This window comes from Nonomuraea sp. N2-4H (assembly GCF_045291505.1).
Classification (GTDB): Bacteria; Actinomycetota; Actinomycetes; order Streptosporangiales; family Streptosporangiaceae; genus Nonomuraea; species Nonomuraea fastidiosa.
Window position 1 is genome coordinate 36,697 of record NZ_CP147987.1, and the last position, 15,367, is coordinate 52,063.

16 protein-coding genes are annotated in these 15,367 nt (G+C 69.4%); 4 read left to right on the plus strand and 12 right to left on the minus strand.

The genetic code is table 11. From position 1 onward, the window contains the following. Positions 1-6: 6 nt before the first annotated feature. Entirely contained in the window at positions 7-666 is a 660-nt protein-coding gene (gene bioD, locus WBK31_RS00175; RefSeq protein ID WP_378785107.1) for an ATP-dependent dethiobiotin synthetase BioD, read from the minus strand. Positions 667-732: 66 nt separating this feature from the next. Then, a complete protein-coding gene (locus tag WBK31_RS00180; protein WP_364059437.1) occupies positions 733-1,452 on the minus strand; it encodes a GntR family transcriptional regulator in 720 nt (239 codons plus the stop codon). Between the two features lie 536 nt (positions 1,453-1,988). Between WBK31_RS00180 and WBK31_RS00185 the strand changes: the two genes are divergently transcribed. Then, positions 1,989-3,458, plus strand: a complete 1,470-nt coding sequence (locus tag WBK31_RS00185; RefSeq protein WP_364059434.1) for a histidine kinase N-terminal domain-containing protein — start codon at positions 1,989-1,991, stop codon at positions 3,456-3,458. 34 nt (positions 3,459-3,492) lie between these two features. Here WBK31_RS00185 and WBK31_RS00190 read toward each other — a convergent pair whose 3' ends face one another. The 5 genes from WBK31_RS00190 to sodN form a co-directional block, all read right to left on the minus strand. Further along, on the minus strand, positions 3,493-3,747 hold the full coding sequence (locus tag WBK31_RS00190; protein ID WP_364059431.1) for a WhiB family transcriptional regulator: 255 nt from the start codon (positions 3,745-3,747) through the stop codon (positions 3,493-3,495). Positions 3,748-4,021: 274 nt separating this feature from the next. After that, complete coding sequence (locus WBK31_RS00195) at positions 4,022-4,984, minus strand: diacylglycerol kinase family protein (RefSeq protein ID WP_364059428.1); 963 nt, start codon at positions 4,982-4,984, stop codon at positions 4,022-4,024. A 547-nt stretch (positions 4,985-5,531) separates the two neighbouring features. Continuing rightward, positions 5,532-6,311: an RNA polymerase sigma factor SigF gene (locus WBK31_RS00200; RefSeq protein WP_364059422.1), complete on the minus strand. Its 780-nt coding sequence runs from the start codon at positions 6,309-6,311 to the stop codon at positions 5,532-5,534. A gap of 17 nt (positions 6,312-6,328) precedes the next feature. After that, complete coding sequence (locus tag WBK31_RS00205) at positions 6,329-6,766, minus strand: anti-sigma factor (protein WP_364059419.1); 438 nt, start codon at positions 6,764-6,766, stop codon at positions 6,329-6,331. Positions 6,767-6,894: 128 nt separating this feature from the next. Then, positions 6,895-7,296 (minus strand): superoxide dismutase, Ni, encoded by a 402-nt coding sequence (sodN, locus tag WBK31_RS00210; RefSeq protein ID WP_364059416.1) that lies wholly within the window; start codon positions 7,294-7,296, stop codon positions 6,895-6,897. Between the two features lie 17 nt (positions 7,297-7,313). Here sodN and WBK31_RS00215 point away from each other — a divergent pair, with 17 nt between their 5' ends. Next, on the plus strand, positions 7,314-7,712 hold the full coding sequence (locus tag WBK31_RS00215; RefSeq protein ID WP_378785103.1) for a S24 family peptidase: 399 nt from the start codon (positions 7,314-7,316) through the stop codon (positions 7,710-7,712). Here WBK31_RS00215 and WBK31_RS00220 read toward each other — a convergent pair. The 4 genes from WBK31_RS00220 to WBK31_RS00235 form a co-directional block, all read right to left on the minus strand. Next, positions 7,649-8,107, minus strand: a complete 459-nt coding sequence (locus WBK31_RS00220) for a CGNR zinc finger domain-containing protein (RefSeq protein WP_406674145.1) — start codon at positions 8,105-8,107, stop codon at positions 7,649-7,651. The two genes, WBK31_RS00215 and WBK31_RS00220, sit on opposite strands and share 64 nt — an antisense overlap. Positions 8,108-8,176: 69 nt before the next feature. Next, the gene (locus WBK31_RS00225; protein WP_364059407.1) at positions 8,177-8,920 is read right to left on the minus strand and encodes an amino acid ABC transporter ATP-binding protein; all 744 of its coding nucleotides are present in this window, start codon (positions 8,918-8,920) and stop codon (positions 8,177-8,179) included. After that, positions 8,917-9,744 (minus strand): amino acid ABC transporter permease, encoded by an 828-nt coding sequence (locus tag WBK31_RS00230; protein ID WP_364059405.1) that lies wholly within the window; start codon positions 9,742-9,744, stop codon positions 8,917-8,919. Before WBK31_RS00230 ends, WBK31_RS00225 begins: the two co-directional genes overlap by 4 nt. Before the next feature lie 3 nt (positions 9,745-9,747). Beyond that, complete coding sequence (locus WBK31_RS00235) at positions 9,748-10,605, minus strand: ABC transporter substrate-binding protein (protein WP_364059402.1); 858 nt, start codon at positions 10,603-10,605, stop codon at positions 9,748-9,750. A 363-nt stretch (positions 10,606-10,968) separates the two neighbouring features. On the opposite strand from WBK31_RS00235, the gene WBK31_RS00240 reads away from it, so the two are divergent. Together WBK31_RS00240 and WBK31_RS00245 are read left to right on the plus strand one after the other, a co-directional pair. After that, positions 10,969-12,159 (plus strand): NADP-dependent malic enzyme, encoded by a 1,191-nt coding sequence (locus WBK31_RS00240; protein WP_364059399.1) that lies wholly within the window; start codon positions 10,969-10,971, stop codon positions 12,157-12,159. Positions 12,160-12,420: 261 nt separating this feature from the next. After that, positions 12,421-13,779 (plus strand): hypothetical protein, encoded by a 1,359-nt coding sequence (locus tag WBK31_RS00245; protein WP_364059396.1) that lies wholly within the window; start codon positions 12,421-12,423, stop codon positions 13,777-13,779. A gap of 60 nt (positions 13,780-13,839) precedes the next feature. Here the strand turns inward: WBK31_RS00245 and WBK31_RS00250 are convergent, their stop codons facing one another. Continuing rightward, positions 13,840-15,324: a hypothetical protein gene (locus tag WBK31_RS00250; protein WP_364059393.1), complete on the minus strand. Its 1,485-nt coding sequence runs from the start codon at positions 15,322-15,324 to the stop codon at positions 13,840-13,842. Positions 15,325-15,367: the final 43 nt, after the last annotated feature.

A 15,367-nucleotide genomic window follows, 5' to 3' on the forward strand; every position in this document is an offset into this window, starting at 1 on the left:
TGGGGCTCAGCCCGCGCCGCGCGACGTCGAGGAACGCCTCAGGGCCCGCCAGGTCGCCGGCGCCGTCGGGGAGCACTCCCGCGAGGGGCCGCGCCGCCAGCATCTCCAGGTCGGCCACGGCGGCGCGCTCCGCCTTCCCCGGCTCGGCCGGCCAGCGCCCGATGACGACCCCCGCCAGGTCGAGCCCCCGGTGGGCCAGCGCCTCCAGGGTGAGCGCGGTCTGGTTGACCGTGCCGGCCCTGCGCCCACCACGACGAGCACCTGCGCGCGCAGCGTACGCGCGAGGTCGGCGATGGTGGCGCCGTCCTCGTCGTAGCGGTCGAGCAGCCCGCCTGTGCCCTCCACCAGCACCAGCCGGTTGCTCTCCGCCAGCTCGCGCGCCAGCGTGGCCGCCGAGGCCATCGACGCGGGCGGCATCTCGCAGGCGCGGGCCGCCGCCGCGGGCGGCAGCGCGTCGGGGAAGCGGCTCAGCTCGAACGTCGTCCGCACCCCGGACAGCCGCATCACGCGATCGACGTCGCCATCGTCAAGGGGGGCCGCCCCGGTCTGGGCGGGCTTCACCACGGCGACGTCGGCCCCGCGGTCCACCGCTAGCGCGGCCACCGCGGCCACCACCACGGTCTTCCCCACACCGGTCCCGGTGCCTGCGACGACGAGAACGCTCATGCGCCCAAGCGTAGAAGATCGGCGTCAGGGGAGAGGATCCGGTCAAGGGCCGTCGTGCCGGGAGGGTCAGGGGCGGCGCAGGCGGGTGACGAACTTGTACCGGTCGCCGCGGTAGAGCGACTGCGCCCACTCCACGGGGTTGCCGTCGGCGTCGAAGGCGTGGCGGGTGAGCAGCAGCATGGGCAGGCCCACGTCCACGCCGAGCGCCTTGGCGTCGTACGGGGTGGCGAGGACGGTCTCGATGATCTCCTCGGCGTCCGTCAGGCGCACGTTGTAGGCGTTGTGCAGGGTCTCGTACAGCGAGGAGTGCACCTCGAGCTCGCGGCGCAGGCGGGGGAAGCGGCGCGCGGACAGGTGGGTGGTGTCGATGGAGACGGGCTCGCCGTTGGCCAGGCGCAGGCGGTGGATGCGCAGCACGCGGCCGCCTGGCTTGATGGCGAGCCGGCGGGCGAGCGTCTCGTCGGCGGTGATGTAGCCCATCTCGAGGATCTTGGTGTCGGGCTCGAGACCGGCGGTGCGCAGGTCGCCGATGTACGAGGTGAGCTGGAGCACCTGGGCGACCTTGGGCTGTGCGACGAACGTGCCCTTGCCCTGGATGCGCAGCAGCCGCCCCTCGACGACCAGCTCGGTGAGCGCCTGCCTGACGGTGGTGCGCGAGGTCTCGAACCGGACGGCGAGCGTACGCTCAGGGGGCAGCGCGGTGCCCGGGGGAAGGGTCTTGGTGAGTTCGAGCAGGGCCCGTTTCACGTCGTAGTACTTCGGTACGCGGGGGCTGTCGTCGCTCACGCTCTCACCTTCACTTCTGCCACGGCGGTGAGGGCGTGTCTGGTCACCGCGAGATCATCGGAACTCACTTCGGCCCGAGTGGTCAACCGCGGGCCGCGGCGGCCGACCGGCGCCGGGCGCGTGCGGGTGTGGGCACGCGCGGATCCGGGCAGCTCAGGTTGATGGTGAAGAATATCCACAGCACCGTGCGCGATCGCAACCGAGGCGGCTTCGCGCGCCGTGTCGCATGGGGGCCGGGAGAACCTCGCGCTCGTGGGGATCACCTCCGGCTGGTCGCGTACCGGCGCGTTCTCGTGGGCTCGCGGCTTCGGCGGTATGACGCTTCTCACAATATGAGATTTCGTGATGAGTCCAGCGAAGTGGCCGGTGTCGTGTCCGTCTCACTGTACGAGTGAGCAGCCGTGCCACCGGTCCGCACGCCGGCCGTGCCGGAGGAAAGGGCGCAGCGCGCCCACCCGTCACCTCTGTAGTGAAACATGTCCGCCCGCCCGGGGGTCGGTTTGGTTGTTGCGGCCGAAAGCACGCATGATGCACTCGTGCCGACACTCAGCGACCTCGTAGCCCGCCACACCGCTCTCGACGAAGCGGATCTCGACTGGCTGCACTCGCTGGTCTCCGACTGGCAGCTGCTGGCCGACCTGTCGTTCGCCGACCTCATCCTGTGGGCGCCGCTGCTGGGGGAGAACGGCTGGATCGCCATCGCCCAGATGCGCCCGACCACGGGTCCCACGGTCTATCACGACGACATCGTGGGCACGGTCGCGGCGAAAGGCGAGCGCCGGCTCATCGACACGGCGTGGAACGAGCGGCGCATCTGCCGCGAGGGCGACCCCGACTGGTCCACGGGCGTGCCGGTCAGGGAGGAGACCATCCCCGTGCGCCGGGCGGTCGAGGGCGGCGAGGGCCGCTTCCTCGCGGTCATCCAGCGCTCGACGAACCTCTCCTCGGCCCGCACCCCGTCGCGCCTGGAGCTGACCTACCTGCAGAGCGCCTCCGACCTGGCGCAGATGGTGGCCGAGGGGCGCTTCCCGTTCTCGGAGGACGAGCCGATCCTGGTCCGCTCGCCGCGCGTGGGCGACGGCCTGCTCAGGCTCGACAGGGCGGGGCGCGTCACGTACGCATCGCCCAACGCGCTGTCGGCCTACCGCAGGCTCGGCCTGCACGCCGACCTGGTGGGCGCGGAGCTCGGCCGGGTCACGGCCCAGCTGTGCTACTCCGACGAGCCGATCAACGAAGACCTCATGGTCGTGGCCAGCGGTAAGGCGGCCAAGGAGACCGAGGTCGAGTCGGGCGGCACGATCGTCCAGCTCCGCGCGATCCCGCTGATCGTCGGCGGCGGCCGCATCGGCGCGCTCGTCCTCATCAGGGACGTCACCGAGCTGCGCAGGCGCGAGCGCGAGCTGATGACGAAGGACGCCACCATCCGCGAGATCCACCACCGGGTCAAGAACAACCTGCAGACCGTGGCCGCGCTGCTGCGGTTGCAGGCCAGGCGGCTGCAGGTGCCCGAGGGGCGCGAGGCGCTCGAAGAGGCCGTGCGCCGGGTCGGGTCGATCGCGATCGTTCACGAGACGCTGTCGCACGCTCCCGAGGAGTTCGTCGACTTCGACGAGATCGCCGACCGGGTGATCGCCATGGCGGGGGAGGTCTCGTCTCCCGAGGTGGCGGTCACGCCGCGCCGTGTAGGGGAGTTCGGCGTGCTGCCGTCGCTGATCGCGACCCCGCTGGCGATGGCGCTGACCGAGCTGTTGCAGAACGCGATGCAGCATGGGCGGCCCAAGCGGCTGGAGGTGATGGTCGAGTCCGCGGACGAGCGGCTGAACGTGACCGTCTGGGACGACGGCCGCGGGCTGCCCGACGGCTTCGATCTCGACAGCTCCACCAGCTTGGGGCTGCAGATCGTGCGCACGCTGGTGGAAGGGGAGCTGTCGGGGCGACTCGCCATCGAGCCGCGCCTTGAGGGCGGTACGGAGGTCGTGTTGTCGATCCCGCTTCCGCCCGGCTGACAGCGCCGTCGTAGGGTGGGGAAGGTGATCGGGGTCAGGCGGTGGCACGGGCGCGGGCGCGAGCGGTGCGGCGCTTGAGCGCGCGACGCTCGTCCTCGCTCATGCCGCCCCAGACGCCGGCGTCCTGGCCGGACTCCAGGGCCCACTTCAGGCAGGCGTCGATGGCCGAGCAGGAACGACAGACCTGCTTGGCCTCCTCGATCTGCAAGAGTGCCGGGCCGGTGTTGCCGATCGGGAAGAACAGCTCGGGGTCCACGTCACGGCAGGCAGCTCGGTGGCGCCAGTCCATGCGTCCACTCCTTAGTAGATGGAGCCTTCGGTCGGGCTCCGCGCGGCTACTACTTTGTGAAGAGTTTCACTAACTCGTGCGAACAATGACCCGGATCCTGTGGGGGATCGGGCTTGTCCGCCGTCCGCCGGAGGACCCTGGGGTTGTTAAAGGTCCTACGTTCGGACGTCATGCTTGAGCCTGTCAGCCACGCAGAGTGCACGCAAGGGGGTTGCAGGTAACTTTTGGCGGTTATGGGTGTCGGATGCGTCACACAATGACCGAATGTAACCGCCTAGACCAGAACTTGTAACGCGTTCGGTGTAGACCGGAACGTTACGGTCTCGCGTTCGCCCAGGTAGTCACCGTCCAGCTGGAAGGCCACGGGACGGTCCGCGGTGATCGTGAACTCGGCCTCGTCGTGGAGCTGGACGAGGTTCCGGCCCGACGGAAGTGCCTCACTCTCCGTGAGGATATGCCGGATCACCGGCGCGAGCGTCAGCGGGCCCATCTTGCGCAGGCCCAGAAGGTCGAGCCCGGTCTCGAAGCTCGCCCACGGGGTGGGGCGCACCGGGTGGCTGCCGACGTACGTCCACGGCGAGGTGTTGGAGATGATCGCCATGAACACCCCTCCGGCCGCCGGGATGCCGGGGCCGGTCACGGTCATCGCAGGATGCCGCTTGTCCGTGGCCAGATAGTGCCTCAGAGCCGTGTTCACATACCGGGCGGGGGTCGCTTTACGGCCGGTGCCTCTCAGGCCTTCTACGGCCCGTACAACCTCGGCGTCGTACCCCATGCCCGAGCAGAAGGTGAAGTAGCGGCTCTGGCCCTCCCAGAGGGCCTGCCCCAGGCCCACGGTCCTGCGCCGGCCGCGGCTGAGCGCTTCGAGCACCTGGCCCGTCGCCTCCACCGGGTCGTTGGGCAGGCCGAGCGCGCGGGCGAAGACGTTGGCGCTGCCGCCGGGGATGACGATCAGCCCGGGCCGGCCTGTGCTGGGGTCGCCGGGCGGCGGCGCCTCGCCGTTGACCGGGTTGAGCAGGCCGTTGACGGTCTCGTTGACCGTGCCGTCGCCGCCCAGCACCGCCACCAGGTCGTAGCCTTTGGCGCGGGCGGTGGCCGCCAGTGACGCCGCGTGGCCCCGGTAGAGGGTCTCCTCGACGGCGAGGTCCACGGCCGCCCCGAGCGCGCGGATGAGCACGTCGCGCGTGCGGGCGTTCGTCGTGGTGGCCTTGGGGTTGACCAGCAGCATGGCGCGCATAGCGCCAGCGTATCCGGTGAGCTTGTCCGGCTTATCAGCCGAAAGTCCCATTTCTCGGGGCGGCCGCCCTTGGAGGTAGGGTACGGACCGTGAACGGTCGCCCGCTTACCCTTCTCATCGCCGCCGCGATCGTCGCCGTCGAGGGTTTGATCGCGCTCGGGCTCGGCGTCTTCGTCGCGGTCGAGACACTGACCGGCCAGCCGGACGACACGACCACCGCCCTGGCGGAGGCGGCGTTCGGGTTCCTGGTCGGCGCCGGGCTGCTCTGGGTCGCCCTGGGCGGGCTGTTCCAGATGGAGAAGTGGGGGAGGTCGCCGGCGGTGCTGACCCAGATCTTCATGCTGCCGGTCTCCGTCACGCTGATGCAGTCGGGCCAGGCGCAGCTCGGTATCCCGCTGCTCGTGGTGGCCGTCGCCGGGATCGTGACGCTGCTCGCTCCCCCACCACCCACGCGCTCTACGGCGACGGATAGGCGCGCAGGACGGCGGCAAGGCGTGTTTTCCGCACGTCGCCCCCTTTCGCGGCGCGGGTGCGGAAAACCCGGGTGTCAGTCTTCGGCCGTCAGGCCCTCGCGGAGCTGGGCCAGGGTGCGGGCCAGCAGGCGAGAGACGTGCATCTGTGAGATGCCCAGCTCGGTGGCGATCTGCGACTGCGTCATGTTGCCGAAGAAACGCAGCAGCAGGATGCGCTTCTCGCGCGGCGGAAGCCGTTCGAGCAGCGGCTTGAGCGATTCGCGATATTCGACGCCCTCAAGCGACTCGTCCACGATGCCCAGCGAGTCGGAGACCGCGGGCGCGTCGTCGTCGCCGGAGTCGGGCGCGTCGAGCGAGACCGTGGAGTAGGCGTTGGCGGACTCGAGCCCTTCGAGCACCTCCTCCTCGGTCATCTTGAGGTAGGAGGCGAGCTCTGCCACCGTCGGGGCACGCCCCTCGCGCTGCGACAGGTCGCTGATCGCCTTGGTCAGCGAGAGCTTCAGCTCCTGAAGCCTGCGCGGCACGCGAACCGCCCAGCCCTTGTCACGGAAGTGCCGCTTGATCTCGCCGACGATGGTGGGCGTGGCGTAGGTGGAGAACTCCACGCCGCGGTTGAGGTCGAACCGGTCGATGGACTTGATCAGACCGATGGTCGCGACCTGGGTGAGGTCGTCGAGCCACTCGCCCCGGTTGCGGAAACGGCGCGCCAGATATTCGACCAGGGGAAGGTGAAGCTCGACCAGCTCATCCCTGATGCGCTGGCGGCGCGGCTCGTCGGGGCCCAGCTCGGCCAGCTCGGCGAAGAGCATGCGAGCACGCACCCGGTCGGGCACGGCGTGTTCGCTGGTGGCCATGGCTCCAGTCCTTTCCGTCACGCCGGCCCCGCCGCATTCTGGGCCGCGCCTCGGCGCTTACGCAGGACGATCGCCATGCGATCGGGGGAGTCGGTCACCGCGTCGACGTCGTCGGCCAGAGCGGTCAGGACCATCCAGGCGAAGTCGTCGCGTTTGGGCGCGGAGCTGCCGACCGTGGTCACCTCCACTCTGACCTGCATCTCCTGCCCCGTCAGCTCGAACTCGGCGGTGAGGTCCGTGCCCGGCACCGCCTCGCTCAGCAACATCGCGCAGGCCTCGTCGACGGCGATGCGAAGGTCCTCGATCTCGTCCAGGGTGAAGTCAAGCCGCGCAGCCAGGCCGGCGGTAGCCGTACGCAGCACAGACAGGTAGGCACTCGCCGCGGGAAGCCTGATGCTCACCACATCGCGGATGCCGGCCACGCCCTCCGCGCGCGTCTCGGTTTCCTCGGTCACGTTCCTCCTCGCGAATCCGACGCTGACTGCAACTTACCGCCCCTGAGCGGTGCTTGGACGATTCAGACTCGCCATCAACGGAAAAGGCTCTGTGCGGTACGTAACCGCACAGAGCCTTATGTGCCGTTTTAGGCGGCCTTGGTCTCCCAGAAGATCTTGGAGATCTCGTCGATCTTGCCCAGCAGCTCCTCGGCCTTCGACACGTCGACCGTGCCCTTGGCACCGGCCGCGCCGGCCAGCTTCGTGGCGTCCCAGAAGAGCTGGTGCAGCTGCGGGTACTGCTCCAGGTGCGGCGGCTTGAAGTAGTCGGTCCAGAGCACCCAGAGGTGGTGCTTGACCAGCTCGGCGCGCTCCTCCTTGATCTTGATGGCGCGGGCGCGGAAGACCGGGTCCTCGTTGGCCGCGTACTTCTCCATGATCGCCTTGACCGACTCGGCCTCGATGCGGGCCTGGGCGGGGTCATAGACACCGCAGGGCAGGTCGCAGTGTGCGGATGCGACATGCCTCGGTCGTAGCAGTCGTGCGAGCATCAGAAAGTCCTTCCTGGATGCTGAATCAGCTTGGTCCACAACCGACCTTACTCGGGTCCCGACGCCTGCGGAGTAGGGGGTCACAGCCGATGAGAGTGCGTGTCGAAGGGGATTCGATGCGGCCGGCGCTGCTGCCGGGCGACTGGCTGCTCGTACGCAGGGGCGCCGCCGTACGGCCCGGCGACCTCGTCGTCGCGCGCATGCCCGGTGACGGCAGGCTGATCGTGAAGCGCGCCCAGTGGCACTCCGACGAGGGCTGGTGGCTGGAGAGCGACAACCAGCGGGCCAGCGGGCGCCGCGACAGCTGGGACTTCGGGCCCGTGCGCGACATCGTGGGCCGGGTGGTGCTGCGCTACTGGCCGCTGACGCGCGGGCCGCTCGTCGGCAGGACGCCCTCGCGGCGGCGGGCGCGGTAGGCGGCCACGTTGGCGCGGCTGGCGCAGCGGGCCGAGCAGTAGCGGCGCGAGCGGTTGGACGAGGTGTCGAGGAACGCGCGGCCGCAGCGCGCGTCCTGGCAGCGCCCCAGGCGGTCCACGCCCAGCTCCGCCACCACCGCGGCCAGTCCCATCACCGCCGTCGCCGCGGGATCCTCGGCCAGGTGCAGATGCCAGCCCGAGCCGTCGTGGTCCGTGAGCTGCGGGCGTACGGGATAGCGCTCGAGCAGGGCGTTGAGCCGCGCCGCCACCGCGCGCTCGTCACCGGCGGCGCCGAACACGGCGGCCAGCTCATCGCGCAGCCGCCGCAGCTCGGCCGGCGGCGCGAGGTCGTTGACCAGCCGGACCGCCCACTCCGCGTAAGAGGTCAGGTCCATGCCGGTGTATTACACCAGAAGGGCGGGGACGCCGCTCGCGTCCCCGCCCTCCCGATCGCGGAGAACCGATCAGTCCTCCGGGTGCAGCACGCGGTGCAGGAACGTCCGCGTACGCTCGTGCTGCGGATCGCCGATGACCTGGGACGAAGGGCCGTCCTCGACGATCACACCGCCGTCCATGAACACCACGCGGTCGGCCACCTGGCGGGCGAAGCCCATCTCGTGGGTGACCACCATCATCGTCATGCCCTCCTCCGCCAGCTTGCGCATGACGGTGAGCACATCGCCGACCAGCTCGGGGTCGAGCGCCGACGTCGGCTCGTCGAAGAGCATGAGGTCGGGGTTCATGGCCAGGGCCCTGGCGATGGCCACCCGCTGCTGCTGGCCGCCGGAGAGCTGGCCGGGCAGCGCGTCGCACTTGGCGCCGACGCCCACCTTCTCCAGGTTCTCCCTGGCGACGGCCTCGGCTTCCTTCTTGCTCCGCTTCAGCACCCGCCGCTGGGCGATCATGACGTTCTCCAGCACGGTCATGTGCGGGAACAGGTTGAACTGCTGGAAGACCATGCCGATGCGGCGGCGTACGGCGTCGATGTCCACGTCGGGGTCGGTCACCTCGACGCCCTCGACGAACACCTTGCCCCTGGTGGGCGTCTCCAGCAGGTTCACGCAGCGCAGCAACGTGGACTTGCCGGAGCCCGACGGCCCGATCACGCAGACCACCTGGCCGGGGTCGACGGTCATGTCGATCCCCTTGAGCACCTCGTTCTTGCCGAAGTGCTTGTGCAGGTCGCGCAGTTCGATGGCGTGCGTCATCGCGTCCCTCCCTTACGTCCCTCAAGCCGGGACGCGAGGTAGCCCAGCGGGATGGTGACGATCAGGTACGTCACGCCGGCGACCATGATGGGCGTGGCGTTGGCGAACTGGGACGCCAGGTCGTTGCCGAACTTGGCGAGCTCGACGTACTCGCCGGAGACGCCGAGGAACAGCACCAGCGACGAGTCCTTCAGCAGGGCCACGAACTGGTTCGTGGTGGGCGGGATGACCATCCTGACCGCCTGCGGGATCACCACCGTGAGCTGCGCCCTGAAGGCGGACATGCCGAGCGAGCGCGCGGCCTCGATCTGCCCCTTGGGCACGGCCTGCAGGCCCGCGCGGAACACCTCCGCCTGATAGGCCGAGCCCACCAGCCCGAGGCCCAGGATGCCCTGACCGTACGTGCCGAACGGCACCTCGAAGCCGGGCAGCGCCAGCGGCAGGAATGTGATCAACAGGAAGATCAGCAGGGCCGGCAGGCCGCGGAAGATCTCGATGTAGAGGATCGCGATCCACCGGTACGGCAGCACCTGCGACAGCCGCATCAGCGCCAGCACCAGGCCGAGCACGAACGAGAAGACGAACCCGCCGACCGCGTAGATGATCGTGTTGCGCAGCGCGATGGTGAACAGGTCCGGCAGGGCCTCGCGCGCCACCTCGCCCTTGGCGAAGTTCTGGGCGAGGCTGCCCCAGTCGGCGTACAGGATCACGCCGACCAGCAGGACGGCCAGGATGGCGTACTGGATGCCCCGGCTGATCTGCTGCTTTTTGCGGGGGCTGAGCCTGGCGCGGGCAGGCTCAGCCGTCTTGGGCTGTTCGGCCATGGATCAGCCCAGCTCGCCGGGCTTCTTGCCGAACCACTTCACGTAGATCTTTTCGTAGGTGCCGTCCTGCTTGGCCTTGGCGATCTCCTCGTTGATCGTCTTGAGCAGCACCGGGTCGGCGTTCTTCTTCAGGCCGATGCCGTACTGTTCGCCGGTGTCGAGGCTGGCGATCATCTCGAACTTCTCCGCGATGTCGGGCTTCTTCAGCCAGGTGAGCACGACGGGCAGGTCCTGGACGATCACGTCGGCCTGCCCGGCCTGCAGCGCGAGCAGCTCCTTGGCGGAGTCGGCGTACTCGGTCGGGTCGAAGCCCTGCTTCTTGACGTAGTCGAGGCCGGTGGTGCTGGCCTGCGCGCCGAGCTTGAGCCCCTTGGCCTTGACGTCCTCAAGGGACTTGGCCCCGGTGCCCTTCTTGGCCAGCAGGGCCTGCGTGGCGTCGAAGTAGGGGTCGGAGAAGTCGATGTTCTGCTGCCGCTCGGGCGTGATGGTCATGCCGGCGGCGGCGACGTCGCACTTGCCGGCGGCCATGGCGGCGCCGCTCTTGATCACCGCGAAGTCGATGTCGACGATGTTCTGCTCGACACCGAGCTTCTTGGCGGCCAGGTCGACGATGTCCACGTCGAACCCGACGATCTTGCCGCTCTCGTCCTTGAACTGGAACGGCTCGTACGGAATGTTCGTGCAGACGGTGAGCTTGCCTGGCTGCACCAGCTTGACGCCGGCTGCCGCGCCGGAGGCGCTCGCGCTGGTGGTGCCGGAGCTCGAGCCGCTCTCGCCGCCGCACGCGGTCAGCGTGAGAGCGGCGGTCAGGGCGAGCACGCCGGCGGCGTAGCCGCGGCGGCCCTTCGGGCTGAGGGCCATGTACGGCCTCCTCGGGAAGTCAAGTGCCATGAAGTGCGTTTTGTGCAGTTTAAATGGGGTTTTGTCCGTAACTGTCATCGGGCGTTTAACGATGCGTCAACGGAACGGCGTCGGCGGTGACACCGGACGGCCCGGAACAGCGGCGGGCACGGGGAAACGGCACGTGACCGGCCCTCGGGCCGCCGTGGCTCCGCGGAAACGACATCGATCACCATCTCACGATGTGGCAGTATGGGGACACGGGTGACCCCCGAACCCCCTCAACGAGACGTTCGGCGAGGGGACTCTGGCAGCTACCGAAGCCAGCCCGCTCGCGCTCGTCCGCAGAAGGTTTCTCCGCTACCAATCACTACAGGGGTCGCTGTGGCTGCCACGCCCGCTTCAGATTCCACTTCATCGCTCGACGACGATCCGGCCTTCGCGCTGCACCGCGGCGGAAAGATCGAGATCCGCTCCACCGTGCCCGTCCGCGACGCCGCCGACCTGTCGCTCGCCTACACGCCCGGCGTCGCCAGGGTCTGCTCCGGCATCGCCGACGATCCCGCGCTCGCCGCCGACTACACCTGGGTCTCCCGGGTGGTCGCGGTGATCTCCGACGGCACCGCCGTGCTCGGGCTCGGCGACATCGGCCCGTCGGCCGCCATGCCGGTCATGGAGGGCAAGGCGCTGCTGTTCAAGGAGTTCGGCGGCGTCGACGCGGTGCCGCTCTGCCTCGACTGCACCGACGTCGACGCGCTGGTCGAGACCGTCGTACGCCTCGCGCCCTCGTTCGGCGGCATCAACCTCGAGGACATCGGCGCGCCGCGCTGCTTCGAGATCGAGCGGCGGCTGCGCGACGCGCTCGACATCCCCGTCTTCCACGACGACCAGCACGGCACCGCCATCGTCGTGCTCGCCGCGCTGAAGAACGCCGCCCGGCTGACCGGCCGCGCGCTCGGCGACCTGCGCGCCGTCGTGGCGGGAGCCGGGGCGTCCGGCGTCGCCGTCACCCGCATCCTGCTGGAGGCCGGCATCGGCGACATCGCGGTGGCCGACTCCAAGGGCATGATCTACGAGGGCCGCGACGGGCTCAACCCGGTCAAGCAGGCGCTCGCCCGCGACACCAACAAGGCCGGGCACACCGGCTCGACGGAGGAGGCGCTGGCCGGGGCTGACGTGTTCGTGGGGCTGTCCGGCTCCACGGTCCCCGAGCGGGCGATCGCCTCCATGGCGGAGAACGCCATCGTGTTCGCGCTGTCCAACCCGACGCCCGAGGTGCACCCCGATGTGGCCGCGAGGCACGCCACCGTGGTCGCCACCGGCCGCTCCGACTTCCCCAACCAGATCAACAACGTGCTCGCCTTCCCCGGCGTCTTCAGGGGCGCGCTCGACGTGCGCGCCACGGCGATCACCGAGAACATGAAGGTGGCCGCCGCCGACGCGCTCGCCGAGGTGGTGGGCGACGAGGTGTCGGCGACGTACGTCATCCCGAGCCCGTTCGACGAGCGGGTCGCGCCCGCCGTCACCGCCGCGGTGGCCGCGCAGGCCAGAGCCGACGGCGTCGCGCGCCTCTGACCTGCGCGGCGTTCATGCGTCCGCGACCACGGGGCGGGCGAGGGCTTTCCGCTCTCGCCCGCCCTTTCCGATCTTCTCGTACGCGCCGATTGCCCGCCCGTTTCACGGGTAGCTGCGTTCCCCGTCCAGGAGCGTGGCCGGCGCCGGGTGCGGACGGAATTTGGGGTGACCTTGGCGAACCGTCACGGATCTTTTACTCAAGGTGATATAACAGTAGCTCTCTGTAAGGATGTGGGCGCCGACTCCTTGACGAGGAGAGCGATGGAACGCGAGCCGAACCGACTGCTGCAGCAGCTCATCGCAGAGGCGGGCTTCTCCCACAAGGGACTGGCCAGGCGTCTCAACGATCTCGGAGCCGCCCGTGGCACCCCGGGCCTCAAGTACGACCACAGCTCCGTGCTGCGCTGGATCGGCGGACAACGGCCGCGCGATCCGGTTCCCGCCCTGCTCAGCGAGATCTTCGCGCTGCGGCTGGGCCGGCCGATCACCTCTGAGGATCTCGGCATGCCGGCCACCATCACACCCCTCGATCTCGGACAGCAGTTCACGCACACGTGGCAGGAGGGGGTCGCGACCGTGACGGCACTGTGGCGGGCCGATGTGGAGAGACGGAGGTTCCTGATCGACTCGACGTTCGCGATAGGAGCCGGCTCCGTCGGAGCCGTACGCTGGCTGACGTCTCCACAAGAAGGACGCTTGAGCGGCACAGGGACGCGGCGGGTAGGCCGCGCCGACATCGCCGCCATCCACGAGGTCACTCGATCGTTCAGTGAGCTCGACAACCGATTCGGCAGCGGCAGGGTCCGCTCGTCCGTCATCAAATATCTCGACACCGCCGTCTCGCCTTTGCTGAAGGACGGCGCCTACGACGAGGCCACCGGCCGCCGCCTCGCCTCCGCCGCGGCGGAGCTGACCAGGCTGGCCGGATGGATGGCCTACGACATGGAGCAGCACGGTCTCGCCCAGCGCTACCTCATCCAGGCCCTGCGCCTGGCCAGGGGCGCCGACGACCAGACCCTGGGCGGCGAAATCCTGGCCGGGATGGCCCACCAGGCCATCTACATGGGCCAGCCGGCACACGCGCTCGACCTGGCCAGGGCCTCCCAGCTCGCGGCCCGCAAGGCCGGCGTGCAGACGCTCCTCGCATCCGCCCACGTCCTCGAGGCGCACGCGCACGCCGGCCTGGGCGACGCCCGCGCCTGCGGCGCCTCGCTCAACGAGGCCGAACGCGCCTTCGAGGCCAGAAAGCCCGATGACGAGCCCACCTGGCTCGGCTACTTCGACGAGGCATACCTGTCCGCCAAGTTCGCCCACTGCTTCCGTGACCTCGGTGAGGGCGAGCGCGTCGTACGCCAGGCGCGGCGCTCCCTCGACATGGACGGCCGCTACGTGCGGGGGCGGATGTTCAATCTGTCCCTGCTCGCGGCGGGCCTGCTGCAGTGCGGTGAGCTCGAGGAGGCGTGCTCGGCCGCGGCCGAGGCGCTGGCGCTGGCGGGGGAGCTGCAGTCGGCGAGGTCCCGGTCGTACGCGGCCGACCTGCGGCGGCGGCTCGAACCGTACAAGAACGAGCGGCCGGTGCTGGCGCTGCGGGAGCGCACCCGCGAGCTGACGGCCGTCTGAGCGCGCGAACGGCCAGCACCCTGACGCGTCGCCGGGGTGCTGGCCGTCAGCGGGCGGTGCTTACTGCAGCAGCTCGCCCTTGGGGGTCACGATGGCCCCGGTGTCCTTGTACTGGGCCTTGTTGTAGACGTCGGCGACCTCGCCGTCGAAGATGGCCGAGCTGATGTGGTCGATCCGGCCGTTGCCGTCGTTGTCGGCGAACACGCTGGTCACGCCGTTGACGTAGCCGGTGCGCTTGCTGTTGTTGTACTTGAGGAGCCAGGGGCCGCCGTCGGCGCCGCCGGTCATCGTGCACTTCAGCATCTGGTGCGTCTCGACCTTGAAGGTGTTGACCTGCACGCTCTTGGTGTAGGTCTTGCCGGCGCACCACTTCGGCGTCACGCCGGTGAACGGCTTGTCGCCGTCCGGGTGCGGGGCGCTCGGGTAGCCGAAGGCCGTCACCTGCTGGCCGAGCGGCTGGTTCCAGGCCACACCCTGGCCGCCGACCACGTCGCCGAGCGCGCCGAGGTCCTTGGCGATGCCGACGATCCACTGCGCGCGGTAGTACTTGCGGCCGCTGTCGGGCTTGACCCACTTCTGCGTGTAGTAGTGGGTGATGGTGTAGTTGCCGAGCTTGTCCTTGCCCTTGGTGCCGGGGCCCTTGTAGGCGGCGTACTCGCGGGCGGTGACCTGCTCGGTCACGGGCGTGCCGAACTTGTAACCCTGGCCCTTGCCGACGCGGGCGCGGTCGTAGACGGCCTTGGAGACCTCGACCCGCTCGACCACGGCGTCCGGGTGGTCAGGACCGACGAGGCTCGGCGCCCCGTGACCCTGCGTCCAGCACTCGCCGAAGTTGAGCTTGCACTTGATGTACTCCTGCGGGCTGATCTCGCGGGCCTTCACCCACTTGTCGCCCAGCCAGGCGTCGAACTCCTTGCGGGAGACCTCGCGCTCGGGGGCGAGGGCGAAGCCGTTGTGGACCGCGACGAACGCGAAGTCGCCGTCGTAGTCGTCGTAGGTGTCGAGGTCGTAGGCGGTGTAGGCGTACGCGCCGACGTACACGCCCCAGGGGGCCTTGCCCTGGTAGTAGCCGGGGACGAACACCCACTTGTCGAAGACGTCGTCCTTGCCGTGCTCGAACACGCAGTGACCGGCGGTCGCGACCAGGTTGCGGTTCCTGGACTGGATCGCGGTGGCGGAGCACCAGCGGTACCGGCCCTTCTCGTCAAGGAAGAAGACCTTGCCGATGGTCTTGGGCAGGTTGACGTTCTTGCTGGTGGTGGCCTTGGTGTTGGTGGTGGGGCCGGTCATGCCGGGCTTGCCGCTCGGCGCGGACTTGCTTCCGGTGGAGACGAGCTTGGGCGCAGCCTTGGTGTCCAAGGTGTACTGCGTCGCCTTGCGGAGGGCGGCCCCGTTGGCGTCGAGCCAGAAGTAGGCGGCTCCGTACGCGTCGGCTGGTTTCGGCGTCAGGGGATCGGAAGCCCAGTGCGGCTGGGCGGTGGCGGGTGCTGCCAGAACTGCGGCGCTGAGGCCGGCGCTAACTAGGGGGATGAGCAGGCGCTTCAACGGAGGCTCCACTGTTGTCAAAAAGGGCGTAAAGACCCTATCG

Coding starts and splice junctions, on each gene's coding strand:
- bioD (WP_378785107.1), bottom strand. CDS start 666: ATGAGCGTTCTCGTCGTCGCAGGCACCGGGACCGGTGTGGGGAAGACC.
- WBK31_RS00190 (WP_364059431.1), bottom strand. CDS start 3,747: ATGGACTGGCGCCACCGAGCTGCCTGCCGTGACGTGGACCCCGAGCTG.
- WBK31_RS00195 (WP_364059428.1), bottom strand. CDS start 4,984: ATGCGCGCCATGCTGCTGGTCAACCCCAAGGCCACCACGACGAACGCC.
- WBK31_RS00200 (WP_364059422.1), bottom strand. CDS start 6,311: ATGGCCACCAGCGAACACGCCGTGCCCGACCGGGTGCGTGCTCGCATG.
- sodN (WP_364059416.1), bottom strand. CDS start 7,296: ATGCTCGCACGACTGCTACGACCGAGGCATGTCGCATCCGCACACTGC.
- WBK31_RS00215 (WP_378785103.1), top strand. CDS start 7,314: ATGCTGAATCAGCTTGGTCCACAACCGACCTTACTCGGGTCCCGACGC.
- WBK31_RS00220 (WP_406674145.1), bottom strand. CDS start 8,107: ATGGACCTGACCTCTTACGCGGAGTGGGCGGTCCGGCTGGTCAACGAC.
- WBK31_RS00225 (WP_364059407.1), bottom strand. CDS start 8,920: ATGACGCACGCCATCGAACTGCGCGACCTGCACAAGCACTTCGGCAAG.
- WBK31_RS00230 (WP_364059405.1), bottom strand. CDS start 9,744: ATGGCCGAACAGCCCAAGACGGCTGAGCCTGCCCGCGCCAGGCTCAGC.
- WBK31_RS00235 (WP_364059402.1), bottom strand. CDS start 10,605: ATGGCCCTCAGCCCGAAGGGCCGCCGCGGCTACGCCGCCGGCGTGCTC.
- WBK31_RS00245 (WP_364059396.1), top strand. CDS start 12,421: ATGGAACGCGAGCCGAACCGACTGCTGCAGCAGCTCATCGCAGAGGCG.